The sequence below is a fragment of the Hominifimenecus sp. rT4P-3 genome (assembly GCF_051055405.1).
In the GTDB taxonomy this organism is placed as follows: Bacteria; Bacillota; Clostridia; order Lachnospirales; family Lachnospiraceae; genus Pseudolachnospira.
In genome coordinates, this window is record NZ_CP167068.1 from 2720018 (window position 1) to 2746615 (window position 26598).

Below are 26598 nucleotides of genomic sequence, written 5' to 3' on the forward strand. Positions count from 1 at the left end.
TCGCTATCTCTTCGCTTTCCGGTATCCAGCGTCGATGGCCTCTTGTTCCGTATGGAAAATAACCAAATTTTTTGAGTCTGCCATTTCTTCGTAAGCCGCCTGGCCAGGACAATGGTACACCTTGGACCGCGAATTTCCCCTGATTTCTACCTGGGTGTGATCGGACTCTGATTCCGCGCCGCTCTCTAACCTGCTCTCTCCGGTTGCATAGTCAATCTGAATTCCCGGCTGTACATTATAGACAAACACATGGAAACAAATGCCTTCGCCCGCGTCTTCCACCGAGTACGCTTCCATTTGCACTCCTTTTGCCAACAGATCGTCTCCTTCAAAAACCGGCGTCACCCGGTAAAGCACATGGAAATCGGTTTCCTTTACATAGTCCGCAACCATGTTCTCAAAAGGGAGCATCCCCTCCACATTCATATACCGCGTTCCCGTTATCAGATTCTTTTCATTTGCATTCTCCGCCGTCAACTGGTAACCAATCAAATGGCAGCGGTTATATAAATATTTTCCCTCTACAATATCATACTTTGCCGTGTGCCACCCTGTGGGTTTTACCCGCCCAATGTTTCCCCGTTCTTCCACCGGCATTAAATCCTGACCGACATTGGCGTAGGCGCTCCCGCATCTTCCCATGGCGTCCAGCTCGCTATATTGCTCAAAGGAATCTTCCGTCATCTCATCTTCCTCAAAATCCGGTTGATTTCCTTCCAGTACTACGTATGGCTCTCCGCTATATTCCGGAATTTCGGAAATAGAAAAAAATTTTTCTTCATCCGGATCCTGGATGGCCCGCGAAGAAACCTCTTTCGACTCATATCCCTGTTCTTGATCGTTTTGCAGAGATAGTCCCGCCGGTTTACAGGCAGCGATAAAGATGCAGCAAATCAGAAATAGCGCAAGGAAAGAGCTCCTTTGTGCTTTCTTCATATCCTTTCCGCCTTTACATAAAATTCTTCCGTAATCTTTTCATGAGAGACGCCTGAAAACTCCTGCGCCTCTACTTTTTTCCACTGAGACAAGTCCAAATCCAGGTAAAAATCCGCCGGATATTTTCGATTCCACCAAAAGACAAGGAGCCCTTCCAGTTTTTCCTGAACCGGCTCCAAGCATTCCGTCTCCACCAGACAGTAGTCCCCTTGACCGGCCTTTCCCACAAAATCAGGATCAACCGCAATCTCGACTTGCTCCAAAGCGCCATATACCGGATAAGAGTACGAGTTCATCCATACTTTTTTCCCTCTGCAAATCCGCCCGATTCTATCCGTCACGGCTAAATCACGGCTTTGGCGCCTGTGATTAAAAAGCATCCCCCTGCTTTCATCTAAACAAACAATCGCAATCATTGAAAAAACTTCCTTCAAATCACAGTAAAAGCAAAGCTATTCCTGCAGCATCCGAATGGAGCTTGTCACCCGCTCATAATCCACTTTCACTTGCTGAAACGCCGGTTCAATATCCTCTCCATATTCATGGCGGTCTCTCAACACATCCGACAGTACGCTGGCGGAATGGTAGAGGATGGTGATCGAAAGATTCTGACTGATTCCCTTCAAGGTATGAGCCGCCCGGAAAGCCTCTTCTATATTTTTCTCTTCCAAAGAGCTGCAAAGCAATGCATAGCTCGGATCATTCAGCACCTTAAGCAAAAATTTTTGAATTCTTTCATCGGTTCTCAAACGCCCCGCCACATCTTCATAATCGGCTCCCATCGCGTCATAACATTCTTTTACCGTCATCTTACAACCGCTCCTTTTCTTCCAATTTCTAATCGTCCCGCATGAACCCTTATTTTAAAAGCTCTTCCGGCGTTCCGCTCCAAAAGCGATAGCCATTCCGTCCTCCACGTTTTACGGCATACATCGCTTCATCCGCTCGATTGAATAAAGTCTCATAATCCTCGCCGCCCTTTGCGGAACAAGCGATTCCCATGCTAATCCGCACTTCACATTCCTTATAAGTTCCGCACACATTCTCAAAAATTCGTTTTACCGGCAGTTCCACCTTGTCTCGATATTCCAGAAAGACAACGAACTCGTCTCCGCCCATACGGACAGCCAAGTCTGTGCTTCGGATACTTCTTTTTACCGTATCCGCCACATACTTTAGCACTTCGTCGCCAAACCAATGCCCATACTGGTCATTGATCTGCTTAAAATTATCAATGTCAAAAAAGATCAGCGCACAATTTTTCCCATCCTGTTCCGATAAAAGCAGAGAAATCTGGCGTTTTGCCGCTTTATGATTTAGCAGTCCGGTCAAAGAATCATGATCCGCTCGCATCTGAAGATCCTGAACTTTCTCCACTTCATCCTGGATATCTACGATCTTCCCGATAGCGCCCTCATATTCCGGCGTTTCCTTGTCTACCCACAAGGAACGGCAGATCACCTTGCTCCACCGCTTCACGCCATTGATATTTAAGAGATATTTTTTCTCTATCACCGGCTTCTCCGGAGTCGTATTCTTCAACTGTTCCAGCAGATGTTCAAAGTCTTCCTTGCAAAACATCTGGCTCCCAAATACGCTCTCCCTCGGATTTAAGATGGTTTCTGGAAGTCCAAGATACTTCGCTCCCCACTCGGAAAGAATCATCACTTCCGGCACCGTCGCCACATATTCAAATTGAATTTCCTGGGACAGCGCCGCGAAAAACTGGTATTTCATCCGCTCGTGTTCCAACAGTCGAAGCGATTTTTCCGATATATCCACTTTTCCGCTCTCCATCATCCGTTCCACAGAATCCAACACTTCATTCTCCGAATGATGCCCTAGAGAGACCACGTTCAATTCTTTTTTTAAAGTCGCTTCGATATCCGTCAAGCATTCCAGCAAGAGTGGGTTGAACGTTCCACACTCGCCGTTTAGGATCATCTGCACTGCCTTTTCATGGGAAAAAGCATCCTTATAGACGCGTTTACTGGTCAGCGCATCATAGACGTCCGCCAAAGCTACCACTTGCGCGGCAATCGGAATCTCCTCTCCTTTTAGACCATCCGGGTATCCCCTGCCGTCATAGCGCTCGTGGTGCCACCGGCAAATCTGGTACCCATACTGAATCAAAGGCTCCTTCCCCCGGAACGGAATGCAGCTCAAAATTCGGGCGCCTTCCTCCGAGTGAGTTTTCATCACCGCAAACTCTTCCTCGGTTAATCTGCCCGGCTTATTCAGAATCTCCGATGGCACCGCAATTTTTCCAATATCGTGAAGAGCGGACGCATTACAAATCAGAGAGACGTCCTTTTGAAACGCGGCATACCGATCTGTTTTTTCAAAAAGCCTCTTTAACAGCAATTCGGTAAAGGTATAAATGTGGAGCACGTGCAGGCCGCTTTCCCCATTTCGAAATTCCACCAGATTGGACAAAATTTCAATCATCAAACGATTGTCTTTTTCTTTTTCATATACTTGATCCACAACAATCTGAGACAACCTTTGCTGCTTTGCCGCAACCATAATGGTGCTGGAAACGCGGCGCTGTACAATTCGTTCGTCAAAAGGCCTGCTGATATAATCCCACACTCCCAGATCATACGCTCGTTCCACATACGTGGGAACCGTCTCGGCGGAAATCATAATGACAGGAATATTTTTGATCCAGCCATTCTTATTCATGACCGCCAGCATTTCAAAGCCATCCATCACAGGCATTACAATATCTAAGAGTATCAGGCAGATTTCATGGGCGTGATTATGTAGAATCGCCACCGCTGCCATTCCATTTTCCGCCTCGATAATATCAAAGTCGTTGGAAAGCATATCCGCCAACAGAGAACGGTTGATTTCTGAATCGTCTACAATCAAAATTTTTTTATCGGAACTCACAAATATACTTCCTTTCTAGACTAAGAAAACGTTCTTCTTTCTCCCAATCATTCCAAATATTTTTTTAGTATATGATTCAGTCGTTCCACATCAATCGGCTTCGCAATATGTTCATTCATTCCGCAGTCTAAGCAACGCTGGATATCGTCGGCAAAAGCATCCGCCGTCATCGCCAGAATCGGCAGTTTTGCGTCTGAACGTTCCAAAGCACGAATTGCCTTTGCCGCCTCGTAGCCGCTCATCACAGGCATCCGTATATCCATCAAAATAAGATCATAGAAGCCAATCGGAGATTTTTCAAACAGATCAACGCAAACCTGTCCATTCTCCGCTCGATCCAACTCAAATCCTTCTTCCGACAAAATATCCTCTGCAATTTCCCAGTTTAGATCATTATCTTCAGCCAGCAAAATACGCCTTCCCGTAAACTTCTCTTCCTGAACCTCTTCTTCTACGGTCTGATCCGGCGCATCCATCATATACTGGCTCAATCCCAAAAACAGATTCGATTTAAACAGCGGCTTAGAAATAAACCCATGGACGCCAATACTTCTTGCCTCTTCTTCGATATCACTCCAGTCATATGCTGAAATAATCAAAATTGGCACATCGTCTCCCAGATGTTTCCGCATCTCTTTTGCCGTATGTAAACCGTCCATTCCCGGCATTTTCCAATCCAGAAGCACAATCTCATAGTCGTCCCGCTTGTCATGGTGCTGTTTCACCATCTGTACGGCGGTCTCTCCATCCATGGCCCACTGGGCTTCGATACCAATTTCTTTCAGCGAAGATACCGCGCTTAGACAAAGATCTTCGTTATTATCTACCACCAACATTTTCCAAGGGGGAAGAATCATATCTTCCTCTTTCACAACTGCCCTCTCAAAATCAAGGGTAATATGAAACTCGCTTCCCTTTCCAGGTTCACTTTGCAGTTCGATGGCGCCGTTCATGGCATCCACAATCGCTTTCGTAATTGCCATCCCAAGACCGGTTCCCTCTGTTTTATCCACCTGTTTTTTTGCTTCCCTGGTAAACGTTTCAAATATCTTTTCCTGAAACTCCTTTGTCATTCCAATCCCAGTGTCTTTTACTCGGAAATGACACCTGACATAGTTGTCCCCGTTCGGCGATACCTCTTGTTCCAGATAAACATTAATCGTCCCACCTTCCGGCGTGAATTTTATGGCATTGGACAAAAGATTGAGCAAAATCTGATTCAAACGTATACTATCACAATATATATTTTCTGCCTGCACATTTTGAATAAAAATGTCAAAATGCTGCTGGCGCGCTTTTATCTGAGGCTGCACAATATTGACGATACTGTCCATGGTTTCCCGCAGAGAGACCAGCCCCATATTTAACGATAGTTTCCCACTTTCAATCTTGGACATATCCAACACATCGTTGATCAATCCCAACAAATGCTTACTCGACAAGGTAATCTTTGCCAGACAATCTTTCACCCGTGCCGTATCTTGAATATTCGCCATGGCGATGGCCGTCATCCCCACGATTCCATTCATGGGAGTACGAATATCATGGCTCATACTGGAAAGGAATTCGCTTTTTGCCTGATTTGCCTTGGTTGCTTCCTGTTTCGCCCGATTCAGTTCACGCAACTGCTGCTGGGACAACCGATAATATAAGACAAAGATTAAAAGAACACCGGCCACTACGATAAGGCTTGCAACGACAGTGACAAATTGGCGTTGCGTGCTCAAATCATTCAAAATATTGTCCAACGCCCCAAATGGCATTAAAGAAATCAAATACCAGTCCGAATCCGGCAGATGCGTACCCAGCAGATACTGATACTCTCCCCCCTGCTGGACAGTCGTCGAATATTCCGCGTCCGCATTAATCGCATCTTTTAGCTCCTGACTGTATTCTTCCCCTGTTTTTCCATCCAGCTCGCCAAACATTTCCGAAATCTGGGTGAAATAATTTTCTTCCCTTGTTCTCACCACATAAGTGCCGTCCCGGCGGATAATAAAGGAATACATCAGCTCATCTTCCTCATCCAGAGCCAGGATATTTTCTAAATAATCCATCGGCAGGGCAGCCACCATAGCCGCGCTGGTTTTTCCATCTCGCATAGGATACTCGGCGTTGGTCAGCAGACAGAGCACCTTTTCCCCTTTTACATTGACGCCGGAAAACACCCGCAGGCTGCTGTCTTCCATTACTCTTTTGAATGTTTTCTCATCATGATATTCGACGTCCTCGCCATAGATGGTCTCGCTCTCCCCATCTTCCGTATAGAGTCCCAGATAGATAAAGCTGCGCACCTGAGCGCTTAACATCAGTTGCTCCATCATCTCCGGACCATACGTCATTTCTTCCGGAGGATGCCTTTCCAAAATGCCCTTCATCTCAGAAATCTGCAAATCTAGCACCGCGTCAAATTTCTGCTGAGTCTGTTTGGCCATGGCGGACATATAGACTCTTCCAACCTCACTGATAGCGTTGCTGCTTTTATTTGCTATGATAGCAGCCGCCAAAGCGAGTACTACGATACAGACAACCGCTAGAATAGAAAAACTTGCCAATAAAAATTTCTTTGTATTCCTTACCATCGTGCCTCTCCTTTTTTCTTCATGCACGTTTTTGACTTACAATTTATAAATAGATATGTTATGATCATTTTGGTGTTAAAAGTAAAATAACATAAATCGCGTATAACGTCAAGCAACGAAAAAGAACGGAGCCAGGAGGCGCAGATTATGAACAATTATGAAAAGCAATTGGAAGACTGGCGTCTGAAATTTTTAACGATGAATGCGGACGAGATCTGTAAAAAGCTGCCGGAAATAAACAAGACAGACACCGATCTGACGCTTTGGCATTATGGCCGTCAGTTCTCGATCAACCGCTTCGACGGCATCATCTCCGTTCTATCAGACGACAAGCCGCTAGACATCACACCTCAGTTGAACGTCTATACCTTATTCTGGTATGTCTCGCCAACCGCTTGCCTTTCTGGAGAATGGGTCCCTTTTCGTGAGCTAAAAAGCGGCTCCCCTTTTGCCACGGCGTTTCAAAATGGAATTCTGACTCCGTTGGCCGCCACATTTTCAGGAAAACAGGATCGCCTGGAAAAATCTGTAGAAGCCTTACGGGGAAAACGCCTGTCCTCTTCAAGTTTTTTGTTACCCGCCTTTGACTGTATTCCAGTCAAATTACTGTTTTGGGATGCGGACGATGAATTTCCCGCACAGGCAAATCTTCTTTTTGATAAAAGCGCCACGGATTTTATCCATGTGGAAAGCGTCGTTACCATTGCCGCCGAAGCGCTCTATCAGTTAGCTGAAACGGCAGGACTTCCTATCTTGGGAAATCCATTCTTTCGATTTTAATGACCGGGAAATTCCAATAGGAGATACGTCTATGATATATGAAATGACAAATACTCAACCGGTTTTCCAGCTATTTGGCCAATGGGAGGAAACCATTCTTTGGTCTTGTCTGCAGAAAGTTATGGGAAAGATCTATGCGGACGACCCAGAACATCCGACGGCGGCAATGGCGATTCTCGGTGATTTTTCCTTTTTTGCAGGAAAGCCCAATATTGAACTTGTATCTTACAAACCCTCTTGGTGTATACAGGATTTTATCATTATGATCCCGCAAAACAAGGCTTGGCAAAATACGATTCTGCAAGTATACCAAGAGAAAGCGAAAGTCGTTTCGCGCTATGCAACAAAAAAAGAAGACGGCATTTTCCATAAAGAAAAATTAGAAGAAGCGCGTTCCCTTTTGCCGAGTGGATATGAAATTTGCAGGATTGACGAACCGCTCTATCACCTCTGCCGTTCAGAGACTTGGAGCACGGATTTGGTCTCGCAGTTTCCAACTTACAAGGATTACCGCAGGCTGGGATTAGGAGTAGTCATACAAAAAAATCATACTCTTGTGGCCGGCGCTTCCTCCTATTCCAGATATCAAGGGGGAATTGAAATTGAGATTGACACAAAAGAAGAATACCGCAGGAAAGGTTTCGCCTATCTATGCGGTTCCCAATTGATTTTAGAGTGCTTAAAACAGGATCTATACCCCAGCTGGGACGCACAGAATAAGATTTCGCTTTCTCTGGCCGAAAAACTGGGCTACCATTACAGTCATACCTATCCTGCCATTGAAATCTGGGGATATGCGCAGGAATAAAGAATTTCGCTCTGCGAAATTCTTTATTCCTGCTTTATAAATTCCTGCCATCTTTTGTCGTTCTTTAGAAAACCGTAGCTTTCTTCATCGCGAAAACATCGCAGCAAATTGCGTTTCAGTTCTGTCTTAAATTCTTCTCTTACTGGTTTAAATTTCATATGCTCATAAAGCGGAGACTTACAAAAATCGCCGATGCTATCCACATGGAAAAGCATTTCCTTCATCGTTTCGATTACTGTCTCAGCGTCTTTTTCTAAAGTTGCAAGATCCAGTTGATTTGAGACTTCATAATATCTTCCCATCTCAAAGCACCTGGCCATCTCCCCTTGCTTTGCCACAAACCGACGCGCTCTTTCCCAATCTTTCTTTTTTACCGCCAACCAATACATTCCCTGAAGTGTTTCACTCACCGTCTGATAGCTGCTAAACAGCAATTCTTCACATGCTTTATATGCTTCTTGTATTCGATTTGTCTCCCCATAAATTTCCGCTTGTCTTCGTTTCCGCTCCGGATCCTGTTTTGAAAAGTACTCCAGGCACTGCTCTGCTTTATCGTACCGCTCCTTTTTCATATAGAAAGCAAACAGAGAACCTGCGGCATAGCCGCGCAGCGCTTCATCCTTACTTTCCAATACGCGAACGTATAAAGAATGTAAATACTCATCATATTGTTCTGCATTTGAAACTTCCTGCGTGTCGCGCTTCGCGTCAAGAATTACCGCTATCTGCCAAATCAGCAATTCACAATTTGGATATTGCTCCAAGATTTTCTTCGCCCAGAGAAAGGCTTCCTCATAGGGTCCTTCCTTCAGCTTTCGATCTGCTTCATAAACCAGTTTCTCCACCTCTTCTGCTGTCGGTTCCTCGTGAAAAGCCAACAGGGTATCCAATGAAATATCGAGGAGTCTTGCAATGGGCGCCAGCAGCATAATATCGGGAAAAGAATTGCCGCTTTCCCATTTATTCACGGCCGGAGCGGTCACTCCAAGCCTGCGGGCCATTTCTTCCTGCGTCATATTTTTACTTTTTCTATATGTTTTAATTACCTTGCCCAGCTGCACGTACAAAGTCTCCTTTTGCTTTTCTGATCTCTGTTTTCCCAATTATAGCAAAAAATGCGTGCTCTTACCATTGAACAAACGTCAAGTTTTCCCTTCAAAAATTAACTGCCGGCTTGTCTCAAATATTCCATAAGCGGAGTCAAATAATTTTTATCGGTCCAATCGCAGGATTTCCCTACCGCACACATGAGCGCCTTCATCCATGGTTTGTATGTACTGGGATCTTTTTTTGCCACAGACTTCTGCAACAACTTACATAAAGTCCTGTCCCTCCATGTCATGCGGCTTTCGTCCCACATGCCTCGCCCATAAAAGAGTGGAATTTCCTGCAAATCTCCCGTCAAATTGTGCGCTTTGATTTCCTTCAACGCATTTTCATCATATGGCGAAGCGCCTACGCAAAATACCAATATCTTTCTGCCACGTAATTCTGTCATATGCTTTTTTAAGAAGGATAGACCTGCGATACCGGACGCATAGATACCGCCGCACCATATGATTATTTCATACGGCGCCACCGCGTCCACTTTCACTTTTGCTTCCTCCATGCAGTCAAAGCCCGTCATTTCCGCTAACCAATTTGCATATTTTTCTGTCGCTCCGTATTTCGACTTATATAGGATAATGCCTTTTTCCATATCAGATTTATTCCTCACCTTTCGTTGCTTGGCTCAAAAATGCTCTATAAGCCATTTCCTGGTGTTCATAGATTTCATCTGCCGATATTCCCGGCGTCGTGACGGAAAAAATTGTACCGATACCAATGGTGTAAATCAGCATATTTAAATGCAGCTTTCTCGCCTGTGATAAGCTAATATTCCATTTCTCAGAAATGAATTCCGCCATGCGAGAATTGGTTTCTGCTCGATACAGATCATCCAACGAAGCAATTCCGGTTCTTTGATGCAGAATAAATATCTTAAACAAGTGAGGCTCTTCTTCCGCCAATTGAATATAAGCCATTCCTGTGCTGCGAAACAAATCCTCTTTGTCCAGATGATTTGCTATATACTCCTGTATGAATCGGTTCACCTGTTCCACCACATCCTGACGTAAACCTTCCATATTTTTGCAATAGCTATAAATCGGCTGTACGGAACACCCAATCTTATCCGCGATATTTTTTACCATAACCTGTTCCATCCCGCTGCTTCTTGCAAGCTCAAAAGCAGCATGAACAACCATTTCTTTTGTAATTTTTTGTTTTGGCATAAATTTCCTTTCCATGTATAATCAAGTTATATAAATCAATTATATAACTTGATTATACATAGAAACACATGCTTTGTCAATTTGATATGGGAAACGATTTTCTAAAATGCACGGAAAATAGTCAACATCTACTTAAACAACAGCGGCAGGTAGAACACAATCTCCCTGCCGCTGCTTTTGACAAATCAATCATTTTTCTGAAATTCGAGAATATCTCCCGCTTCGCAATCCAGCGCCTCGCAGATAGCCGCAAGCGTGGAAAAGCGGATTGCCGTTACCTTGTTGTTTTTTATTTTAGACAGATTGACATTGGAAATTCCCACTCGTTCCGCAAGCTCGTTTAGGGACATTTTTCGTTCCACCATCATTCGGTCTAATCGAAGAACTATTTTACCCATACTTCCTCCTTACAGAAGACCATCTACGTCTTTTTCAAGATCGGCTCCGTAAATAAAGTATTGTGTCAGGCACAAAACGATAATGCCCATAAAAATGCCGCTTTGCTCCACACTGGTCTCAACAGCATCCACGCCGATTACAAGGCGCATGATAATGCTCATGATAAATCCGACCACCGGTACGGAAATGGAAAAAATACCAATCTCCTTGAGCATACGAATATTATCTTTTTGGAAAGGGGTCGCATTTTCCGATTTCTTAAAAATCAGATACAGATTGCGGAATACCATAGCCATCAGCGAAAGAATCACAATCGCACCGATTCCAAAAATCAGGAAGGTAGTCATATCCACATTTCCGTCCGTAACAGCACACTGTACTTCAAACCCATATACGGAAAGCTCCGCGCCGCAACACTCTTTCGCATCCAAACCAACAAAATAGCCAATCCATTTTGGAGCCGCCACCGAACAGATCGTAGCCGCCGTCATCAGGGCGACTGCAACCCAGTGAAATACTTCTAATATCTTTGCAACAATTTTAGCAAGTTTGTTTATCTGTTTCATCTTCCATACCCCCAAGATATCTTTGATGATGAGAGTATAACACAGTCTTTAATGTATGTCAATATATTTTTAATGATAAACATTAAAAATATATTGTTTTGTATTAAACTGTTTGCTCACTGGCTTCTATTTTACCATAAAACAAAGACATGTATGCTCAGGACAGAGTATGCCCTTGTCCGCTGAAGGTATAGCTGTAGGAATTTATTTGACCAGTTCCATCTCAATGCAATTCCATCTTTCGCCCATACAATGGTAGCTTTCTGTATGCTCTAATTTGACTCTTTTAAAGCCGCAGGATTCATAGCATTTTATTGCGGCTTTATTGTTTTCAAAAACTCCCAGTGATATTTTTTTTACTTTAACAAAACAAAATGCGTACTGGATGGCCAAAGAAACCATTTCTTTGCCATATCCTTTTCCTCTCTTTTTATCGTCAATAATCACAAACCCTAATCGAATTTCATCAAAGCGGCTGCTATTGGGAAAACGCATCGTAAAATGTCCAACGATACCAGTATCGTCAAATGCCGTCATCCCCCAAATCCATTCATGATTCCGATCTCTGTCATAATACAAATTCATATCATCCGAAGTAATCGGATATTTATCATAACGATCCGCGCTCCACTGGCGAAAAGCATATTCATCTCCTATCCATGTCGTTATTGTCTGCGCGTCGCAGGCCTTGTACGGTCTTAGTCTTATCATAAAAATATCCTCTCAAATTTTGATTACAATTTGGTACTTTTTAAGGGCTGGCAAAAGCCAGCCCTATCTATGTATAGAATCTTTGAGACAGTCCCTATCCGTTGACTTCTATTACTTTTGATACAGACGCTTCATCCGTCTGCATACCAATATGCCGCCAAGCGCCGCTGCCGCCAACACCAACCATGCCGCCGGATATGCGCTGGTATCACCGGTTGGAACCGCTCCCCTATTTGGCCCATCTCCATTTAATGCTATTACCGTTGAGCCCAAATAAATCTTTTCACTCTGGGTCTTAATGGTTTCCTCCACAACGCTTTGCAAACCAGAGACTCCGGGCTTCGCCTCATACTCTTCTTTGGATCCCCAATGTCCAGGTTTTCCATCCTCGGAAGGGATACCGCCGTGGGCTTCCCCAATATTTCCAATATCCTTTCCAACGGCTGATGGACCAATCACGGCGGCAAACTGCACCTGATAGGTCTCTCCTCCGTAAATATCTCCAACAAATACCGCCAACGTCCGGCTGGCCGCGTCGTAGACTTCAGCGCCCAGTTTCGTAGGCACGCCGTTTGGATCGATCAAATAGAAACTGCCCGTATTGATATCCAGACCTTCCGGTATCTTATCCAAAATCCTTACGCCGGTCCACACGGAACCATACGCCTCATTATGGGCCGCCAGGCTATAGAGAATCTCATCGTCAACCCGCGCCTGGCCGTCTTTGCTGGTTCTGTTTTCCACGGTTTTTGTTAAAGTGCCTTCCGGATTCGGAAGAGGTTTGGCGTCTTCCTGGTCATTCGGTTTTGCCTCCGGAGAACCAATTACGCCATTGTCTCCTTTTGCCAAAGCGATATTCGTCAAATCCCAGGCGCTTTCATGATCCGGCTGAATCGCTTCCTGGGTAATCACCGTCTGGAAGGTCAGGACATACGTATCCGCACTGGAAATGTTTCCGATCGGCACCGCAAGCATCCGGGTCGAATCATCATAGCAGGACGCCGAAGGCTTCGGCAGTTCTGTATCATTTTTCTTCAATGTAATACTGTCCGGATCCAACTCCATTCCTGCCGGAATGCAGTCCTGCAAAATTACATTTTCCCAATCACGATACGGATAGTTATTTTTTACGGTCAGCGTATAGGTCAGCCGGTCTCCTACCAGGTTCTTATCCTCATGGTTCTCATTTACGACCACTTTATCCAGAGACGGCTGTGGATCTCCAATCCGTTCCGCGCTAATTTCTACCATATAATCTTCGTCAATGCTGTCTATTGTAAATTTACCAGCCTCCAGTAGTTCATCATGCGGCTCGCCATTGATCCATACATGGGTAATGATACTGCCCTCTTCCGCCTTCCAGGTCACTTCATAAGGATCACCTGCAGCTACTGCTCCATTGCTTGCGGTTATGGATACATCCGCATCACCCATAATATAGTTCTTGACCGCGTAACTATCCTTGGGCTGGTCAGGATCATCATCGCCGCCGTCAGCGCTGTCTTTTACAAATGTAACATGAACGCTGCAGTTTTCCTGGATATCCTCGAATGGATAATCCCCTTTTGCATCTTCCACAACAAAGCTAAATGCAGCTACCGCCGGCTCTGCCTTCGGATTGTAATAGATTTTATTCCCGTTAATCGTTACATCCTGAACGCTCCAGCCTTCAGCCGCTTCCCACTCAACCGTATAGCTGTCATCCCTCTGCACAATTTTGGAATCAGAAACCGTTCCCTGACCTGTCTTAGAGGTATCCACACGCAGCTGTTCACTTTCCGGAACAACAACCGTTCCCGCTTGTTTTTTCGGGGCCAGCTGCACAACCACCTGATAATCTTTACTGATTCCAGGCAGTATAATTTCGCCTGTCGCCGTATCCACGGTAACGTTATCAATCGGATTTCCGTCTTTGTCTGTAACGGTTATTGTATCGATCTCATAGTTCTTTGGATCCGCAACAACTGCCCGTACCGTATAATCCTCCCCTACTATAACATCCGTAGAAGGAGTGATACTCCCCGGGCCGCCCATTAGCTTTGTTGTGACTTGCGCCCCATCCGGCGCTGTACCTTCTTTTTCCAAAGTCACTTCTACCCGGTGATCTCCCGTCACTTTAGAAAAGACAACCTGATCCTCTCCCAGTAGATCTGCACGCTTCATGCCGTCTACCATGACCGACGTCGCCACATAACCATCGGCAATCTTCCAGCTAACCGTATAATCCGTCGTCCGCGGATCATCCTTTGAAATCCGGACGCTCGGAGTAATACTGCACTTAGAATCTCCGCCGGAAATCTGTGTCTCCACACTATAAAACTCAGGTTCTTGTAATTCGTCTACAAACTCTACCAATACATAATGGTGATTATCAATAGCAGGAATTGTCAATTCCCCGCTCCCGTCGGGAAGCTGCATCACACCGTCCAGCCATACCGCCTTCACCATATATCCCTCTGCCGGCGTGTAGCGGATCGTAACATCTGTGCCTTCCCGATACGGATTTTTCCCGTTTTCCGAAGCAGGAAGTACAATGTCGCCTTCTCCCCGCTGACCTAATGTCACTTTCCAGGTCTTAATCCATTTGGCATACAGTTTTACTCCGTCCAAATATTCCGGAGCGCTCATATCGAAAATATCGCCTGCTGTGACAGCTTCGCCATTGCCGTCCTTATCCTCGTACCAACCCAGGAATTCATATCCTTCCCGAACCGGTGTTTTCGGCATAGACGCCAGCTTTCCCTCCTCGGTCAAAAGGGTTTGCGTACTATGATCTGTGCCATCATTGTTATAAAACGTTGCCTTGTTGGCGCTTACGCTGACTGGGATTACCAGGTCCTGGCTGACGTTGCCGGCATAATCCACCGCATATGCGTGGATATAATATTGAATGCCCGGCGTAAGGATTCCCGTGTTATAAGTCACTTCATCCTCTACGCTGGATGCCGACAGTACCTGTGCTACCGGCACAGACTTCAGTTCAACCGGATCTTTATTCGTATTCACACCGCTTACATAATAGCCACGCAGGCCGGATAATGCGGTGCCTTTATAGACAGACTCATCTTCCGGATCCGTAGCGGTGGTCGACCAAACCTCATCCGGATACTCGATTCCCAGCGACTGGTCGATGGTTGCGCCTTTGATTCCTTGAATCCGATAGGCATAGGTGGTTCCATAGTCTTTCGAACCGCTCAGTTCTACCGCAGCCGTATACTGCGTCAGATCTTCCGACGGCGTTACCGACGCGATCTGTCCCTTGGGCTTGTCCGGCGCCTCCTCATCAATAAACGAGGAATCGCGGGCGGTAGTCGTCGTCGTGGTCTGTGCAATATAAATCAGCGTATTGGCAAAAACCTTTGCTTCATCCAAAGTCGCGCCTCCGCTGGTATGGCCGGTCTGGATCATCGCGCATGCGCCATTCGTAATCAAATAATAGTTATCTGTCCAACCAGTAGTTCCCGGAGCCACCGCCGTACCATATACATTGCCACTGGCATCAGACAGCTGCATCCATACGCGGCTTCCTCCCGCCTTCACCTTCTGACCCAAGATATGCGTCGTCGGAATGCTTAACGTTTTCCCCTCCAAATTCCACGGGCGGCTTGTCAAAAATCCGGTATCCGTAACTTTTACATATCTGGACTCATACAGATAATCTCCCCTTGTAAGATCCAAATTCAGAAAATCGGATTCTGCAAATCGATAGAAATTATTCCGGCTTCCCACATTAGCGGCATTTCCTACTATCGTATCATGCCCAAACATCAATCCGCCGCCGGCTTTTGCAAAGGCGACCGTAGCGTCCCTAGAAGCCACAGAAAGATCCTTGCTGGCATTGGCGTCATAGGTACCAAACATAATGACATTATATTTATAGGTACCGTCGCTTTCTTTTAAGTAGCGGTCGGGATCGGCATTATAATTATCAATCGTAACTGAATCCACCGTGATGATCCCACGGCCAACGCTCGTGCGTGCGCCATCATAATCTATCGCCTCCGTATTCATCCAGTTCTTCAGATAATCCAAACTGGCGCTATTAGGAGCTACATTTAAGACGCGTACGCTGCCGTCCCTTGCATCCACATCCACGGGGGAACGGGTCTCCCATGCGGTCCATGTCCCATCCGCCCGCTGCTTGGACTGCCACATCCTATAGTTGTATGGTCTGGCAGGGTCCGCCATACCTTCTCCCGGACGCTGCGGATTTTCATACGGAAACGACCATTCCAATTCTGCCGTAACCTGCCCGTCATTGGCGACGGTGTAGTATCCGTTCAGATTAATCTTTCCTTCCTCATATCCAGGCTTGACATAGTCCACCGGCTTTTGCGACTCTGCAGGCGCCGCCGATACTGTCTGTGTATTTACCGCAGGCAATAAAGTAATGGTCATCGCCAATATGAGAAGGAATGACAAAATTTTCCTGTTCATATGTACATTCCCTCCTTTTTGACATACTTATCGCATTTTATTGGTTTATAATACCACAACTCCTCTGCCAAAGCAATATAAAGAGGAACGATTCAACTGGTTGCAAATATCCGTAGCGCGCCCTTTTCTTTAGACGGATTATTCGCCTGCTCTTGACATGTAACTGTAGTGACTGTTATATATAAAGCAAGGGCTGAAAGCCCCCTATAAAGAATTGAGTGATTCCTTAGTTGCTGCGTTTCAGGACCGTTTGAAAGATTAGCGAGGTAATATCTATGACAGTACGAACAGAACAACAGGCCGACTATGAATCCGTATATTGGGTAATTAAATGTGCTTTTGAAACTGCTGAACAAAGTGATGGCAATGAACAGGATTTAGTAAACGCCTTACGGCAAAGCAATGCATTTATTCCCGAATTGTCATTAGTATCCGAAATCAATGGAAAGATTGTCGGACATATTCTGTTTACCAAGCTGCAAATAGGCAGACATACTGCTTTGGCATTAGCTCCGCTGTCTGTATTACCCCCATATCAAAGACAGGGGATTGGCACTTCTCTGATACTTGAAGGGCATAAAATAGCCCAAGCCCTCGGTTACAGCTATTCCGTTGTATTAGGCAGCGAAAAATACTATCCTCGGATTGGCTATTTACCCGCCGAAAAATTTGGCATTCAACCCTGTTTTGAAGTTCCAAGCAAAAATTTTATGGCATACAAACTTTGTGAAAATGCCCCAATAATATCAGGTATTGTTAAATATGCCGAGGAATTTGGCATTACCTAATACCTCACTTTTTCATTGTTCTATTTTGGCATTATAGACAATTGGCGTAATCCTTTTTGTCTGATTCGTCAATGACCTCAAAACCTACTTTCCGATACACACGAACCACATAATTTACCTTCTGCACAGAAAGTGATGTCTGCTTATAGCCTTTATTCTTTAAGAGTTGAATCATGCCTTTCATATGAGAATTTGATAATTACTTTCTGTTTGGCTTTCTTTTGATTCTCAACAATCTCATAAAGTCATCAAATAAAGTAGTATCCACTGGTTCAAACATTAGCCATTTCCCATCATGATACGTTTGAGTTTCATCATAAATTCTTTGAACTTCCTCTGAGTAATTTTCTCTATCTTTTTCAAATTTTAGGCGTTCATCTCTTCCTAAGATAATCATAAATCCTATACAGTTTTCTCTTGCATATAATGCGCATAGAGTTTTACCGCCTCGACGGTACTTATATTCATATGTCCACGCTTTACCGCCTTTATCCCACAAGCAATCCATATCATATTTTTCATCAATCAAAGCACATAATTTATTCCATATCTCATATAAAGTTTTTCCAACTAAGGTTGCCACTTGTTCTGCGTCAGGTATTATGTCAAGCATGATGTCCTCCTCTGTAATTAGAACCACTTTAGAGCCAACAGACATAAAGCAATCCCGGAAGCGCCCATTTTATCAGCATTTCCGGGATTCTATCCGTTATTTGAACTCAACAAATGCGAATCAATTTTGCTCAGATATTATCATTTGCCGTATATACAGTTCTTTTAATTATTTGATATATCCATATTATCCTGCCTATATGAGCTAATGTTATCATTTTGTTATCGGCATTGATAACACTCGCTCTGCAACTGTGGATAATATCTTTAATATACTGCATATTTATTATAACCGATGAAATCTCTGATTGCAATAGTAAGTCTTTATTTTTACACACAAATTTAAAGATTTGTGTGTGTTTTTGCTTGTGAAAGGGGAATTGTTATGTTATAATAAATATGCACACAGAAGCAAGGAATCTGTGCTTGAATTATTTGATTAAAGCAGGTGAACGAATGGATAATCAAAAACTTGCCAAAGAAGTGATTACAAAAAAAGGGGGAATCGCAAAATCGGCTGATTTTGTTGCTGCCGGAATGCGGTCTGCGGATGTTGTTAATTTGTGTAATAGCGGTTTTCTTGAACGTGTCAAACATGGTTATTACCGTCTTGCAGATATACAGGAAATATCAGAAGCTCAGCTCATCTCCACACTCATTCCAAAAGGAATTGTCTGTGTAGAGTCGGCGTTATTTCACTATGGGTATAGTGACTTTACCCCAAGAAAATGGTCGATAGCCGTTCCTCGTTCTATGTCAAGAACGAAACTTGAAGTAGACGATCTATCGCTTCAAGCCTATTATATGCCGCCAGAGCTTTATGAATTGGGTAAAACGTCAGATGATTTTGACGGCGTTACTCTGTCTGTTTACGACCGTGAACGCACAATTTGTGATTGCTTTAAATACCGTTCCAGACTTGATAATGAAATGTTCAGCAAGGCACTTAATGCCTATGCGAACGATATAAATAAGAATCTGCAACATCTTTCTGCGTATGCTAAAAAGCTCAGGGTTTATAAAAAAGTTATAGAACTGATGGAGGTACTTCTCAATGGCTGATATTGCCGCATCTGTACTTGCAAGATTAAAAAACAAGGCAAAAGAAAGTGGACAAAGCTATCAGCTTTGCCTGCAACTTTTCTGTCAGGAGGAATTCCTGCGCCGCTTGGAAAAATCACAATATGCGGAAAATCTTGTGCTGAAAGGCGGATTGTTCATTTATTCCGTTACCGATTTCGACAGCCGTGTGACGGTAGATATTGACTTTCTCCTTCGGAAAGTTCCTAATACTCCCGAACAGCTACAAACTGTGATAAAAGCAATCATCTCCACGCCTACCGGTAACGATTTTGTGACCTTTGAGATTAAAGATATTGCTCCTATTGCCGTTGCAAAGAAGTACGCTGGTATCGGAGTTTCTCTTGTGGCTCAAATTAAAAATACGAAAACGCCGTTCGGTATTGATTTCGGCGTGGGTGATGTTATTGTACCAAAGCAGGAGAAACGAAAAATTCCCACGCAACTTGAAGATTTTACTGCGCCGACAGTAAATACCTATTCTCTCGAAACAACGATAGCTGAAAAGATTGACGCAATACTCAGCCTTATGGAATTTTCGAGTCGAATGAAAGATTATTACGATATTTATTATCTTGCTAATAAATTTGATTTTGACGGAGCAACGCTGACAGAAGCATTAAGGAAAACCTTTGAAAATCGTGGGCATACCTTTACGGCAGAACAGTTTGAGCAGGTTATGGCTTTCGGCAGCGATAATGCAATGCAGAAGAAATGGAAAGCCTTTGTCCGTAAAATTGACACAAAAACCGATGATTACAGCACTGTATTAAAAACCATAAAGGCTTTTTTAACTAAACCATTCACAGCAGCGGTAGAGGACAAAAAAATTATTGAACAATGGTCTGCTGATAGTGGAGAGTGGATGTAATAGGAGAGAAAATATGAGCACTAACATATCAAAGCAGAAACGAGAAGATATAAGTATCAAAAAGGTATCATGCCCCACATCAAAAGCCGGAAAGTCCGCTATTTATGCGGCTTCCCGGCTCTCTGTTTACTATTCGAACTCAATCGTTGCCGGCGGTTTCCCGGTACAATCATAAAACACCCGGTTTACGCCCTTCACCTCATTCACAATCCGATGCGTGGCCTTCATCAGCACCTCCCACGGAATCTGTGCTGTCTCCGCGGTCATAAAGTCCGAAGTATCCACCGCCCGCAGCACCACCGCGTAATCATAGGTTCTCTCATCCCCCATGACGCCCACGGACCGCATATTCGTCAGCGCAGCAAAATACTGCCCCAGCTTTTTATCGACCCCTGCTTTTCCGATCTCCTCACGGTAGATCGCATCCGCTTCCTGGACGATTTTCACCTTCTCCGCCGTCACCTCTCCGATAATCCGGATACCAAGGCCTGGCCCAGGGAAAGGCTGACGATAAACCAAACGCTCTGGGATACCCAGTTCGATTCCAGCCTTCCGCACTTCATCCTTAAAAAGCATCCGCAAAGGCTCGATAATCTCCTTAAAATCTACAACGGAAGGAAGCCCTCCGACATTGTGATGAGACTTGATGACCGCCGACTTTCCAAGACCGCTTTCAATCACATCCGGATAAATCGTACCCTGTACCAAAAAGTCTACTGCTCCGATCTTCTTTGCCTCTTCCTCAAAAATGCGAATGAATTCTTCCCCAATGATCTTCCGTTTCTGCTCCGGCTCCATTACCCCTTTCAACTTTTCATAATACCGTTCCTGGGCATTTACCCGGATAAAGTTCAACTCATAAGGGCCGTCGGGACCAAAGACTGCCTCCACCTCATCGCCCTCATTCTTTCGCAGAAGTCCATGATCTACAAACACACAGGTCAGCTGTTTTCCAATTGCTTTGGATAGAAGCACAGCAGCCACAGAAGAATCCACGCCTCCCGACAAGGCGCACAAGACCTTCCCCCTGCCAATTCTTTCTCTCAGCGTTTGAATGGTATTCTCCACAAAAGAATCCATCTTCCAGTCGCCCTTGCACCCGCAAATCTTACGCACAAAGTTGAACAGCATCTTCTGCCCTTCCACGGTATGCATAACCTCCGGATGAAACTGTACTGCATACAACTTTTTCTCCGGCAATTCCATCGCTGCCACCGGACAAACCGGCGTCGTGGCAGTCACCGAAAAGCCTTCCGGAGCCGCTGCAATATAATCCGTGTGGCTCATCCAGCAAGCCGTAGTAGACGCCACATTTTCAAAGAGCGCCGACGTCGTATCCACAGACACTTCCGTTCCACCATATTCGCTAACCGGGGCCGTCTCAACCGGGGCGCCCAGCAAGTATGCCATCAACTGAGAGCCATAGCAAATTCCCAGCACCGGAATCCCCAGCTCCAACACTTCCCGTCCACAGCGAGGGGCGTCTTCTGCGTACACACTATTGGGTCCGCCAGTAAAAATGATCCCCTTTGGATGCAGCTCCTTCAATGCTTCCAAGCTCATGGTATAAGGATGTACCTCGCAGTATACGTTGCACTCCCGGACCCGGCGGGCAATCAACTGATTATACTGTCCGCCAAAATCCAAGACGACTACCATTTCTCTATCCACCTTTATTCCTCCGTCAATTCATCTTATGCCCGCAATGACTGCAAAAAGCAGACGTTTCCTCTACAGCAGCTCCGCATTCCGGACAAATCTTCCTCTTCTTTAGCTCATTCAGCTGTCCTTGAAATTCTTCAATTGCAGCGCAAGCTTCCCCTACGTGCTCAAAATAAGGAATGTATTCCTCGCAAATCTCTCCGTCATGCTTTTCATAATAAAGCTTGCCAATCGCCTGGTAAGCCCCTGCCAATTTCTCCTCCTCCGCGCGAATCCGCTGTCTCAGCCGCGCCACCTCCGCAGTCTCTTTGACTTTATCGCTTACATCTCTGCCGAGCCCTGTGATCTTTTGTCCAATTTGATCCCAATCCATCTTGATTCCCTCCTTATGGAAATAATATGCTCCAATATAACTCCATTGTAGTCCTTATCCTTTATCCCTGTCAACGATAAAAGTCCTGAATTCCCTTCATGGTAGCGCTCATATTTGCCAACAAAGCGTCCAATATGGTCAAAGCGGTCATTGCCTCCACCACAACCGCCGCCCGGTTCACAATAATGGGATCATGGCGGCCCTTGACCTGAATCTCCACATTTTCCCCTTGGCGGTTCACGCTTTCCTGCATCTGCGCAATGGAAGGCGTCGGCTTAAACGCAGCCCGCAAAAGGATCTCCGAGCCATCGCTGATTCCGCCTAGAATTCCGCCTGCATGGTTTGTCTTCTTATAAATATTTCCGCCTTCATCCACCCGAAATGGATCATTATTCTCGGACCCAACAGCCTCCGCCGCGTGAAAACCATCTCCGATCTCCACACCCTTTACCGCACCGATACTCATAATCGCTTTCGCCAGGTTCGCATCCAATTTTTCAAAGACCGGATCACCGATTCCAGCAGGCATCCCTGTCACCCGGCATTCTACGATGCCGCCTACCGAATCCATCTGGGACATTTTCTCATTCAGATAGGCCTCTACCGTCTCCTTGTCCGACGCGTCATAAGGGCCAATCTTCTTCGCATATGCCTGCACCCCAACCCCCAGTTCCGCCAGGATCTTCTTTGCAACTGCGCCGGCAGCCACGCGTCCAATCGTCTCACGGCCGGAAGAACGTCCGCCGCCCCGATAATCTCGGAATCCATACTTCGCATCAAAGGTGTAATCCGCATGACCGGGCCGATAAATATCCGCAATTGCCGAGTAATCCCTTGAACGCTGGTCCTGGTTCCATACAATCAAGGAAATGGGAGTTCCTGTAGTTCTTCCCTCAAAGGTTCCCGAAAGAATTTCCACCAAATCGCCTTCTTTTCTCGCCGTGGTAAAACGGTTCTGCCCCGGTTTTCTCCGATCCAGTAGTTCCTGGATGTCTTCTTCTGTTAACGGCAAGCCAGCCGGACACCCATCAATTACCACGCCGATCGCCTTCCCATGGGATTCTCCCCAGGTAGTCACGGAAAAAATTCGTCCTAATGTAGAGCCTGACATATGATCTCCTTCATTTCACGGCGGCTTACTCGAATCGTTCGGTTCCGCCGAGATTTTCTGCATTTTATAAATTTCGTTTACGAGCATACCATATTTAAAATCCCTTTACAAGCGGCTTTTTTTTGATTATAATAAAGGCCACATACGACCACATATAGGAGGGCCAAAAATGAAAAGCTTCATGAAAGAGTTCAAAGAATTTATCGCAAAAGGAAATGTGATGAGTATGGCTGTCGGCATTATCATCGGTTCTGCCTTCACAGCTATCGTTACCTCTTTGAATCAAGACATCATCACACCCCTTTTAGGTCTCATCTTAGGACAGGTGGATTTCACTTCCCTGTCTATCACAGTCGGGGAAGCCTCCGTTTTATATGGAAACTTCATTCAGGCGCTGATTACGTTCTTGATCACAGCATTTACTCTGTTTCTGATCTTAAAAGCATTCAACCGGTTTGCAGAAAAGAAAGAAGCAGCCGAAAAGCAACAGCCTGCAGAACCGGCTCCTGTTCCGGAAGATATTCAACTTTTAACAGAAATACGTGATCTCCTAAAAAAAGGCGAAAAAGAGTAAAGAATTTTGCGCAGAATTTCCTATGAAATAGAAAAGGTCCGAAGCATACCTGCCTTGGACCTTTCTCTTCCTGATTTCATTTAAAATGTTGATAGCTATTCCATTTGCTGCCCGACCTCTTGCCGCAGCACTTCCTGGGCCTTTTCCAACTGCACATCCCGCTCTCCATCTTCTATCCACTTCACTTCTACATCCAGCTTGATACCGGTTCCGTGAATATCCGTTCCATTGGGGGTAAAATAGTGGGCTGTTGTCAGTTTGATTCCAGAGCCATCACTCAACTCATAAAACGTCTGCACGATTCCCTTGCCAAAGGTTGTCGTTCCCACCAGCTTCGCCCGCTGATGATCTTTTAAGGTTCCAGAGAGCACTTCGGCCGCACTGGCTGAATTTTCATTGACCAGAACGGTCATTGGTCCTGTATAATACTGCTCTGCCGTAGAATCATAGTCCACCCGATTCCCAGCCTTATCTTCCATATAGAAAATATTGCACTCAGGTAAAAAAAGATCCGCGATATCCACGACGCTGGTTAAAAGTCCCCCAGGGTTATCCCGCAAATCAAGAATCAGTCCTTTCATTCCTTGACTCGTTAAGTCCGCCAAAGCATTTTTCATCTGTTCCAGAGAAACATCGTCAAACTGCATCAAATAAAGGTAGCCGATTCCATCCTCTAACATCCGGTATTCTACCGTATCGACAGACACTTCCCTGCGTTCCACCACAAAATCCAATGTTTCTCTCGTACGTTCCCGGTAAATCTGTACCGTCACATCGCTGCCTTCGGCCCCTTTGATCTGGGCCACCACTTGGCTCAAATCCATTCCATCGGTACTCGTACCATTTACCCCGACGATCCAATCGTCTTTCTGCATCCCAACTTCCTGAGCCGGAGAATTGCTGAACACATTTACAATCTTGATTTGCCCCTCCTGCATCTGCCCTGCTAAAATTCCAATTCCATAGTAAGTACCATTGGCAGACTGCAGCACCTCTTCCAGTTCCTGCTCCGTATAATAGACGGAATAAGGATCGCCCAGACCATCCACATAGCCGGCCAAAAGGCCATTGATCATCTGCTCTTTATCTACATCAAAAATATAGGTTCCGTCAATATAGGCGTCAATTTCCTGCAGCTTTTGTTCCAATGTCAAAGCCGCGGAGGTCTCTGGGGCCGGCAGGCTCTCCGCATTCCTGCTCTCAGACAATTTTGGTATCAGAAAAAAGGCGCCTGCAAGAAACACGACCGCCATAACAACGACGGTCGCGCTGATTCCAACCAACAATCCATTTTGAAAATTTCTATTTTTCTTATTCACTCCAATACCTCTCATGGATTTATAGCATGTACTTTTATTTTACGCCTGAAATGTGAAAAATAAAAGAAGTATTTTCCTTTTTCTTCAAATAAATATCCGTTTGTGTTAGACTAAAAGAAAAAGGAGAATTTCCGATGAAGAAAATTGCATGGATTGGTACCGGCGTGATGGGCAGTCATCAAGCCGGCCACCTGGTGAAGGCGGGTTATCCGGTAAAAGCCTATAGCCGCCGTCCCGAAAAAGTAAAGGAACTCGCAGAAATCCACGGATTCATTCCCTGCCCCACCATTCGCGAAGCTGTCTTTGACGCGGATGTCATCTTCGTCATGGTCGGTTATCCCAAAGACGTAGAGGATGTATTTTTATCGGAAACAGGAATTTTGGCCTGTGCCAAACCCGGCGCAATCGCAGTGGATATGACCACATCCCTGCCATCCCTGGCAGAACGGTTGTATACGAAAGGGAAAGAAAAAGGAATTCAAGTGCTGGACGCGCCAGTCTCCGGCGGGGACCGCGGAGCCCAGGCAGGAACCCTCTCGATCATGGTTGGCGGAGAGCGATCTGCCTTTGACGAGGTTCTTCCGCTATTTTCTTGTATGGGAAAGACCATCTCTTATATGGGACCCGCAGGCTTTGGACAACACACGAAAGCAGCAAATCAAATCGCTGTAGCCGGCGCCACAGCCGCCTATACAGAGGCCATTGCCTATGCCGAGAGAACCGGCCTTGATCCTGAAAAAATGTTAGCGGCGATCAGCGGCGGAGCTGCTGGAAGCTGGCAGATCACCAATATGGCTCCCCGCGCTCTGCAGGGAGACTTTGCACCTGGATTCTACATCAAACATTTCATCAAAGACATGAAAATTATCGAGGAGGAAAGCACAAATCGCGGTCTGCACTTGAAAATGTTGGAGGCTGTTCTTGCCTTGTACCAGGAAATGGAAGGTCTCAACAAGGAAAATGAAGGGACGCAAGCTCTGATTCAACTTTACAGATAGAAATAATTGTGTCTTTCCTACACTTTTTGTCACGATGAATCAATCTTCCTCCGTTTGTTATCATTTACTGTAAAACGGGGTAAGATAGCATAAACTGCTGATAATTCGGTGCAAAAGGAGTTTCTATGGAAAAGACGCATTTTACCGCGGATCCCCCATTTCTAGTCGGACAACGAATTCGCGACGAGCGCAACAAATGGAATTTCACGCAGGAGCAGCTTAGCGAGCACTTGGGAATTTCTACCAACTATCTCGGTCAGATTGAACGGGGCCGAACATTTTCGCGTGCCTTGGCAGAACGGATCTGTGAATTTTTTCATATCACCTATGACTATCTCTACTATGGCGCTTCTGCCGATCATGCCCGTGAAACCATTTCCTACGATATGGAAGATGAACTTTCCTGCCTGATCGCTACCTGCTCCCCGGAAGAGCGGCGGCTTTGTGCGAACATTCTAAAAGAAGTGCTCGCCAGCTTCCGCTCTTTCCGGAAAACAAAAGAAGAGGCGCTCACCTCGGAAGAAGCGTCCTAACGACATTCCCTTTTTCCGCTGGTTTCTCTTCCTTTTTCTCTGATAGCTGGAAAATTTTCCCAAAATATCTACCTATGTGAAGGATACTTACGATAGATAGGGGCCAAGTGAACTCTATTTTAACTCTAGAGTTTCCATGACCTTTCTTTTTTCATGTTCACCGCAACGCGATCCTTCGTGGAACGATTTCTATTAAGGTTCCGATATCAAAAGATTCCGACATGTACCCATGCCGAAATCTTTGATATCTGACTTCTATTAAATAAAAAGGATCACGCTAGATAGGAAAG

General features: G+C 45.2%; 26 protein-coding genes. 8 read left to right on the forward strand and 18 right to left on the reverse strand.

What is annotated here, in order from left to right:
* Positions 1–3: 3 nt before the first annotated feature.
* From ACCC71_RS12500 to ACCC71_RS12520, 5 genes are all read right to left on the reverse strand, one after another.
* Positions 4–936 (reverse strand): DNA/RNA non-specific endonuclease, encoded by a 933-nt coding sequence (locus ACCC71_RS12500; protein WP_434309957.1) that lies wholly within the window; start codon positions 934–936, stop codon positions 4–6.
* Positions 933–1352 carry a ribonuclease Z gene (locus ACCC71_RS12505; protein ID WP_434309958.1) on the reverse strand — a complete coding sequence of 140 codons (420 nt, stop codon included), beginning with the start codon at positions 1350–1352 and terminating at the stop codon, positions 933–935. Before ACCC71_RS12505 ends, ACCC71_RS12500 begins: the two co-directional genes overlap by 4 nt.
* Before the next feature lie 36 nt (positions 1353–1388).
* A complete protein-coding gene (locus ACCC71_RS12510; RefSeq protein ID WP_434309959.1) occupies positions 1389–1745 on the reverse strand; it encodes an Hpt domain-containing protein in 357 nt (118 codons plus the stop codon).
* A gap of 49 nt (positions 1746–1794) precedes the next feature.
* Complete coding sequence (locus ACCC71_RS12515) at positions 1795–3765, reverse strand: diguanylate cyclase domain-containing protein (RefSeq protein ID WP_434311859.1); 1971 nt, start codon at positions 3763–3765, stop codon at positions 1795–1797.
* A 113-nt stretch (positions 3766–3878) separates the two neighbouring features.
* Entirely contained in the window at positions 3879–6413 is a 2535-nt protein-coding gene (locus ACCC71_RS12520) for a response regulator (RefSeq protein WP_434309960.1), read from the reverse strand.
* Positions 6414–6560: 147 nt separating this feature from the next.
* On the opposite strand from ACCC71_RS12520, the gene ACCC71_RS12525 reads away from it, so the two are divergent.
* Positions 6561–7193, forward strand: coding sequence for a DUF3786 domain-containing protein (locus tag ACCC71_RS12525; protein ID WP_434309961.1), 633 nt, complete (start codon positions 6561–6563; stop codon positions 7191–7193).
* Positions 7194–7224: 31 nt separating this feature from the next.
* Positions 7225–8001: a GNAT family N-acetyltransferase gene (locus ACCC71_RS12530; protein ID WP_434309962.1), complete on the forward strand. Its 777-nt coding sequence runs from the start codon at positions 7225–7227 to the stop codon at positions 7999–8001.
* A 23-nt stretch (positions 8002–8024) separates the two neighbouring features.
* Here ACCC71_RS12530 and ACCC71_RS12535 read toward each other — a convergent pair whose 3' ends face one another.
* The 7 genes from ACCC71_RS12535 to ACCC71_RS12565 form a co-directional block, all read right to left on the reverse strand.
* Complete coding sequence (locus ACCC71_RS12535) at positions 8025–9062, reverse strand: helix-turn-helix domain-containing protein (protein ID WP_434309963.1); 1038 nt, start codon at positions 9060–9062, stop codon at positions 8025–8027.
* A 101-nt stretch (positions 9063–9163) separates the two neighbouring features.
* Positions 9164–9700: a flavodoxin domain-containing protein gene (locus ACCC71_RS12540; protein ID WP_434309964.1), complete on the reverse strand. Its 537-nt coding sequence runs from the start codon at positions 9698–9700 to the stop codon at positions 9164–9166.
* 7 nt (positions 9701–9707) lie between these two features.
* Complete coding sequence (locus tag ACCC71_RS12545; protein WP_434309965.1) at positions 9708–10274, reverse strand: TetR/AcrR family transcriptional regulator; 567 nt, start codon at positions 10272–10274, stop codon at positions 9708–9710.
* Positions 10275–10459: 185 nt separating this feature from the next.
* Positions 10460–10672 carry a helix-turn-helix domain-containing protein gene (locus ACCC71_RS12550; protein WP_434309966.1) on the reverse strand — a complete coding sequence of 71 codons (213 nt, stop codon included), beginning with the start codon at positions 10670–10672 and terminating at the stop codon, positions 10460–10462.
* Positions 10673–10681: 9 nt separating this feature from the next.
* Positions 10682–11239: a hypothetical protein gene (locus ACCC71_RS12555; RefSeq protein WP_434309967.1), complete on the reverse strand. Its 558-nt coding sequence runs from the start codon at positions 11237–11239 to the stop codon at positions 10682–10684.
* A gap of 204 nt (positions 11240–11443) precedes the next feature.
* Complete coding sequence (locus tag ACCC71_RS12560; RefSeq protein ID WP_434309968.1) at positions 11444–11950, reverse strand: GNAT family N-acetyltransferase; 507 nt, start codon at positions 11948–11950, stop codon at positions 11444–11446.
* A gap of 111 nt (positions 11951–12061) precedes the next feature.
* A complete protein-coding gene (locus tag ACCC71_RS12565; protein ID WP_434309969.1) occupies positions 12062–16387 on the reverse strand; it encodes an InlB B-repeat-containing protein in 4326 nt (1441 codons plus the stop codon).
* A 275-nt stretch (positions 16388–16662) separates the two neighbouring features.
* Here ACCC71_RS12565 and ACCC71_RS12570 point away from each other — a divergent pair, with 275 nt between their 5' ends.
* Positions 16663–17175 carry a GNAT family N-acetyltransferase gene (locus tag ACCC71_RS12570; protein WP_434309970.1) on the forward strand — a complete coding sequence of 171 codons (513 nt, stop codon included), beginning with the start codon at positions 16663–16665 and terminating at the stop codon, positions 17173–17175.
* Positions 17176–17206: 31 nt separating this feature from the next.
* Here ACCC71_RS12570 and ACCC71_RS12575 read toward each other — a convergent pair whose 3' ends face one another.
* Together ACCC71_RS12575 and ACCC71_RS12580 are read right to left on the reverse strand one after the other, a co-directional pair.
* A complete protein-coding gene (locus ACCC71_RS12575) occupies positions 17207–17359 on the reverse strand; it encodes a GNAT family N-acetyltransferase (RefSeq protein WP_434309971.1) in 153 nt (50 codons plus the stop codon).
* 15 nt (positions 17360–17374) lie between these two features.
* The gene (locus ACCC71_RS12580; protein ID WP_434309972.1) at positions 17375–17788 is read right to left on the reverse strand and encodes a DUF3788 domain-containing protein; all 414 of its coding nucleotides are present in this window, start codon (positions 17786–17788) and stop codon (positions 17375–17377) included.
* Between the two features lie 425 nt (positions 17789–18213).
* Between ACCC71_RS12580 and ACCC71_RS12585 the strand changes: the two genes are divergently transcribed.
* Complete coding sequence (locus tag ACCC71_RS12585) at positions 18214–18849, forward strand: type IV toxin-antitoxin system AbiEi family antitoxin domain-containing protein (RefSeq protein ID WP_434309973.1); 636 nt, start codon at positions 18214–18216, stop codon at positions 18847–18849.
* A complete protein-coding gene (locus ACCC71_RS12590) occupies positions 18842–19738 on the forward strand; it encodes a nucleotidyl transferase AbiEii/AbiGii toxin family protein (RefSeq protein WP_434309974.1) in 897 nt (298 codons plus the stop codon). The genes ACCC71_RS12585 and ACCC71_RS12590 overlap by 8 nt, the downstream gene beginning before the upstream one ends.
* Before the next feature lie 129 nt (positions 19739–19867).
* Here the strand turns inward: ACCC71_RS12590 and guaA are convergent, their stop codons facing one another.
* The 3 genes from guaA to aroC form a co-directional block, all read right to left on the reverse strand.
* On the reverse strand, positions 19868–21409 hold the full coding sequence (guaA, locus tag ACCC71_RS12595; RefSeq protein ID WP_434309975.1) for a glutamine-hydrolyzing GMP synthase: 1542 nt from the start codon (positions 21407–21409) through the stop codon (positions 19868–19870).
* A 13-nt stretch (positions 21410–21422) separates the two neighbouring features.
* Positions 21423–21773: a zinc-ribbon domain-containing protein gene (locus tag ACCC71_RS12600; protein WP_434309976.1), complete on the reverse strand. Its 351-nt coding sequence runs from the start codon at positions 21771–21773 to the stop codon at positions 21423–21425.
* A gap of 70 nt (positions 21774–21843) precedes the next feature.
* Positions 21844–22884 (reverse strand): chorismate synthase, encoded by a 1041-nt coding sequence (gene aroC, locus ACCC71_RS12605; protein ID WP_434309977.1) that lies wholly within the window; start codon positions 22882–22884, stop codon positions 21844–21846.
* Between the two features lie 169 nt (positions 22885–23053).
* Between aroC and mscL the strand changes: the two genes are divergently transcribed.
* Positions 23054–23458 (forward strand): large conductance mechanosensitive channel protein MscL, encoded by a 405-nt coding sequence (mscL, locus tag ACCC71_RS12610; protein WP_434309978.1) that lies wholly within the window; start codon positions 23054–23056, stop codon positions 23456–23458.
* A 95-nt stretch (positions 23459–23553) separates the two neighbouring features.
* Here mscL and ACCC71_RS12615 read toward each other — a convergent pair whose 3' ends face one another.
* The gene (locus ACCC71_RS12615) at positions 23554–24777 is read right to left on the reverse strand and encodes a S41 family peptidase (RefSeq protein WP_434309979.1); all 1224 of its coding nucleotides are present in this window, start codon (positions 24775–24777) and stop codon (positions 23554–23556) included.
* A 134-nt stretch (positions 24778–24911) separates the two neighbouring features.
* On the opposite strand from ACCC71_RS12615, the gene ACCC71_RS12620 reads away from it, so the two are divergent.
* A complete protein-coding gene (locus ACCC71_RS12620; protein ID WP_434309980.1) occupies positions 24912–25775 on the forward strand; it encodes an NAD(P)-dependent oxidoreductase in 864 nt (287 codons plus the stop codon).
* 125 nt (positions 25776–25900) lie between these two features.
* On the forward strand, positions 25901–26308 hold the full coding sequence (locus ACCC71_RS12625) for a helix-turn-helix domain-containing protein (protein WP_434309981.1): 408 nt from the start codon (positions 25901–25903) through the stop codon (positions 26306–26308).
* Positions 26309–26598: the final 290 nt, after the last annotated feature.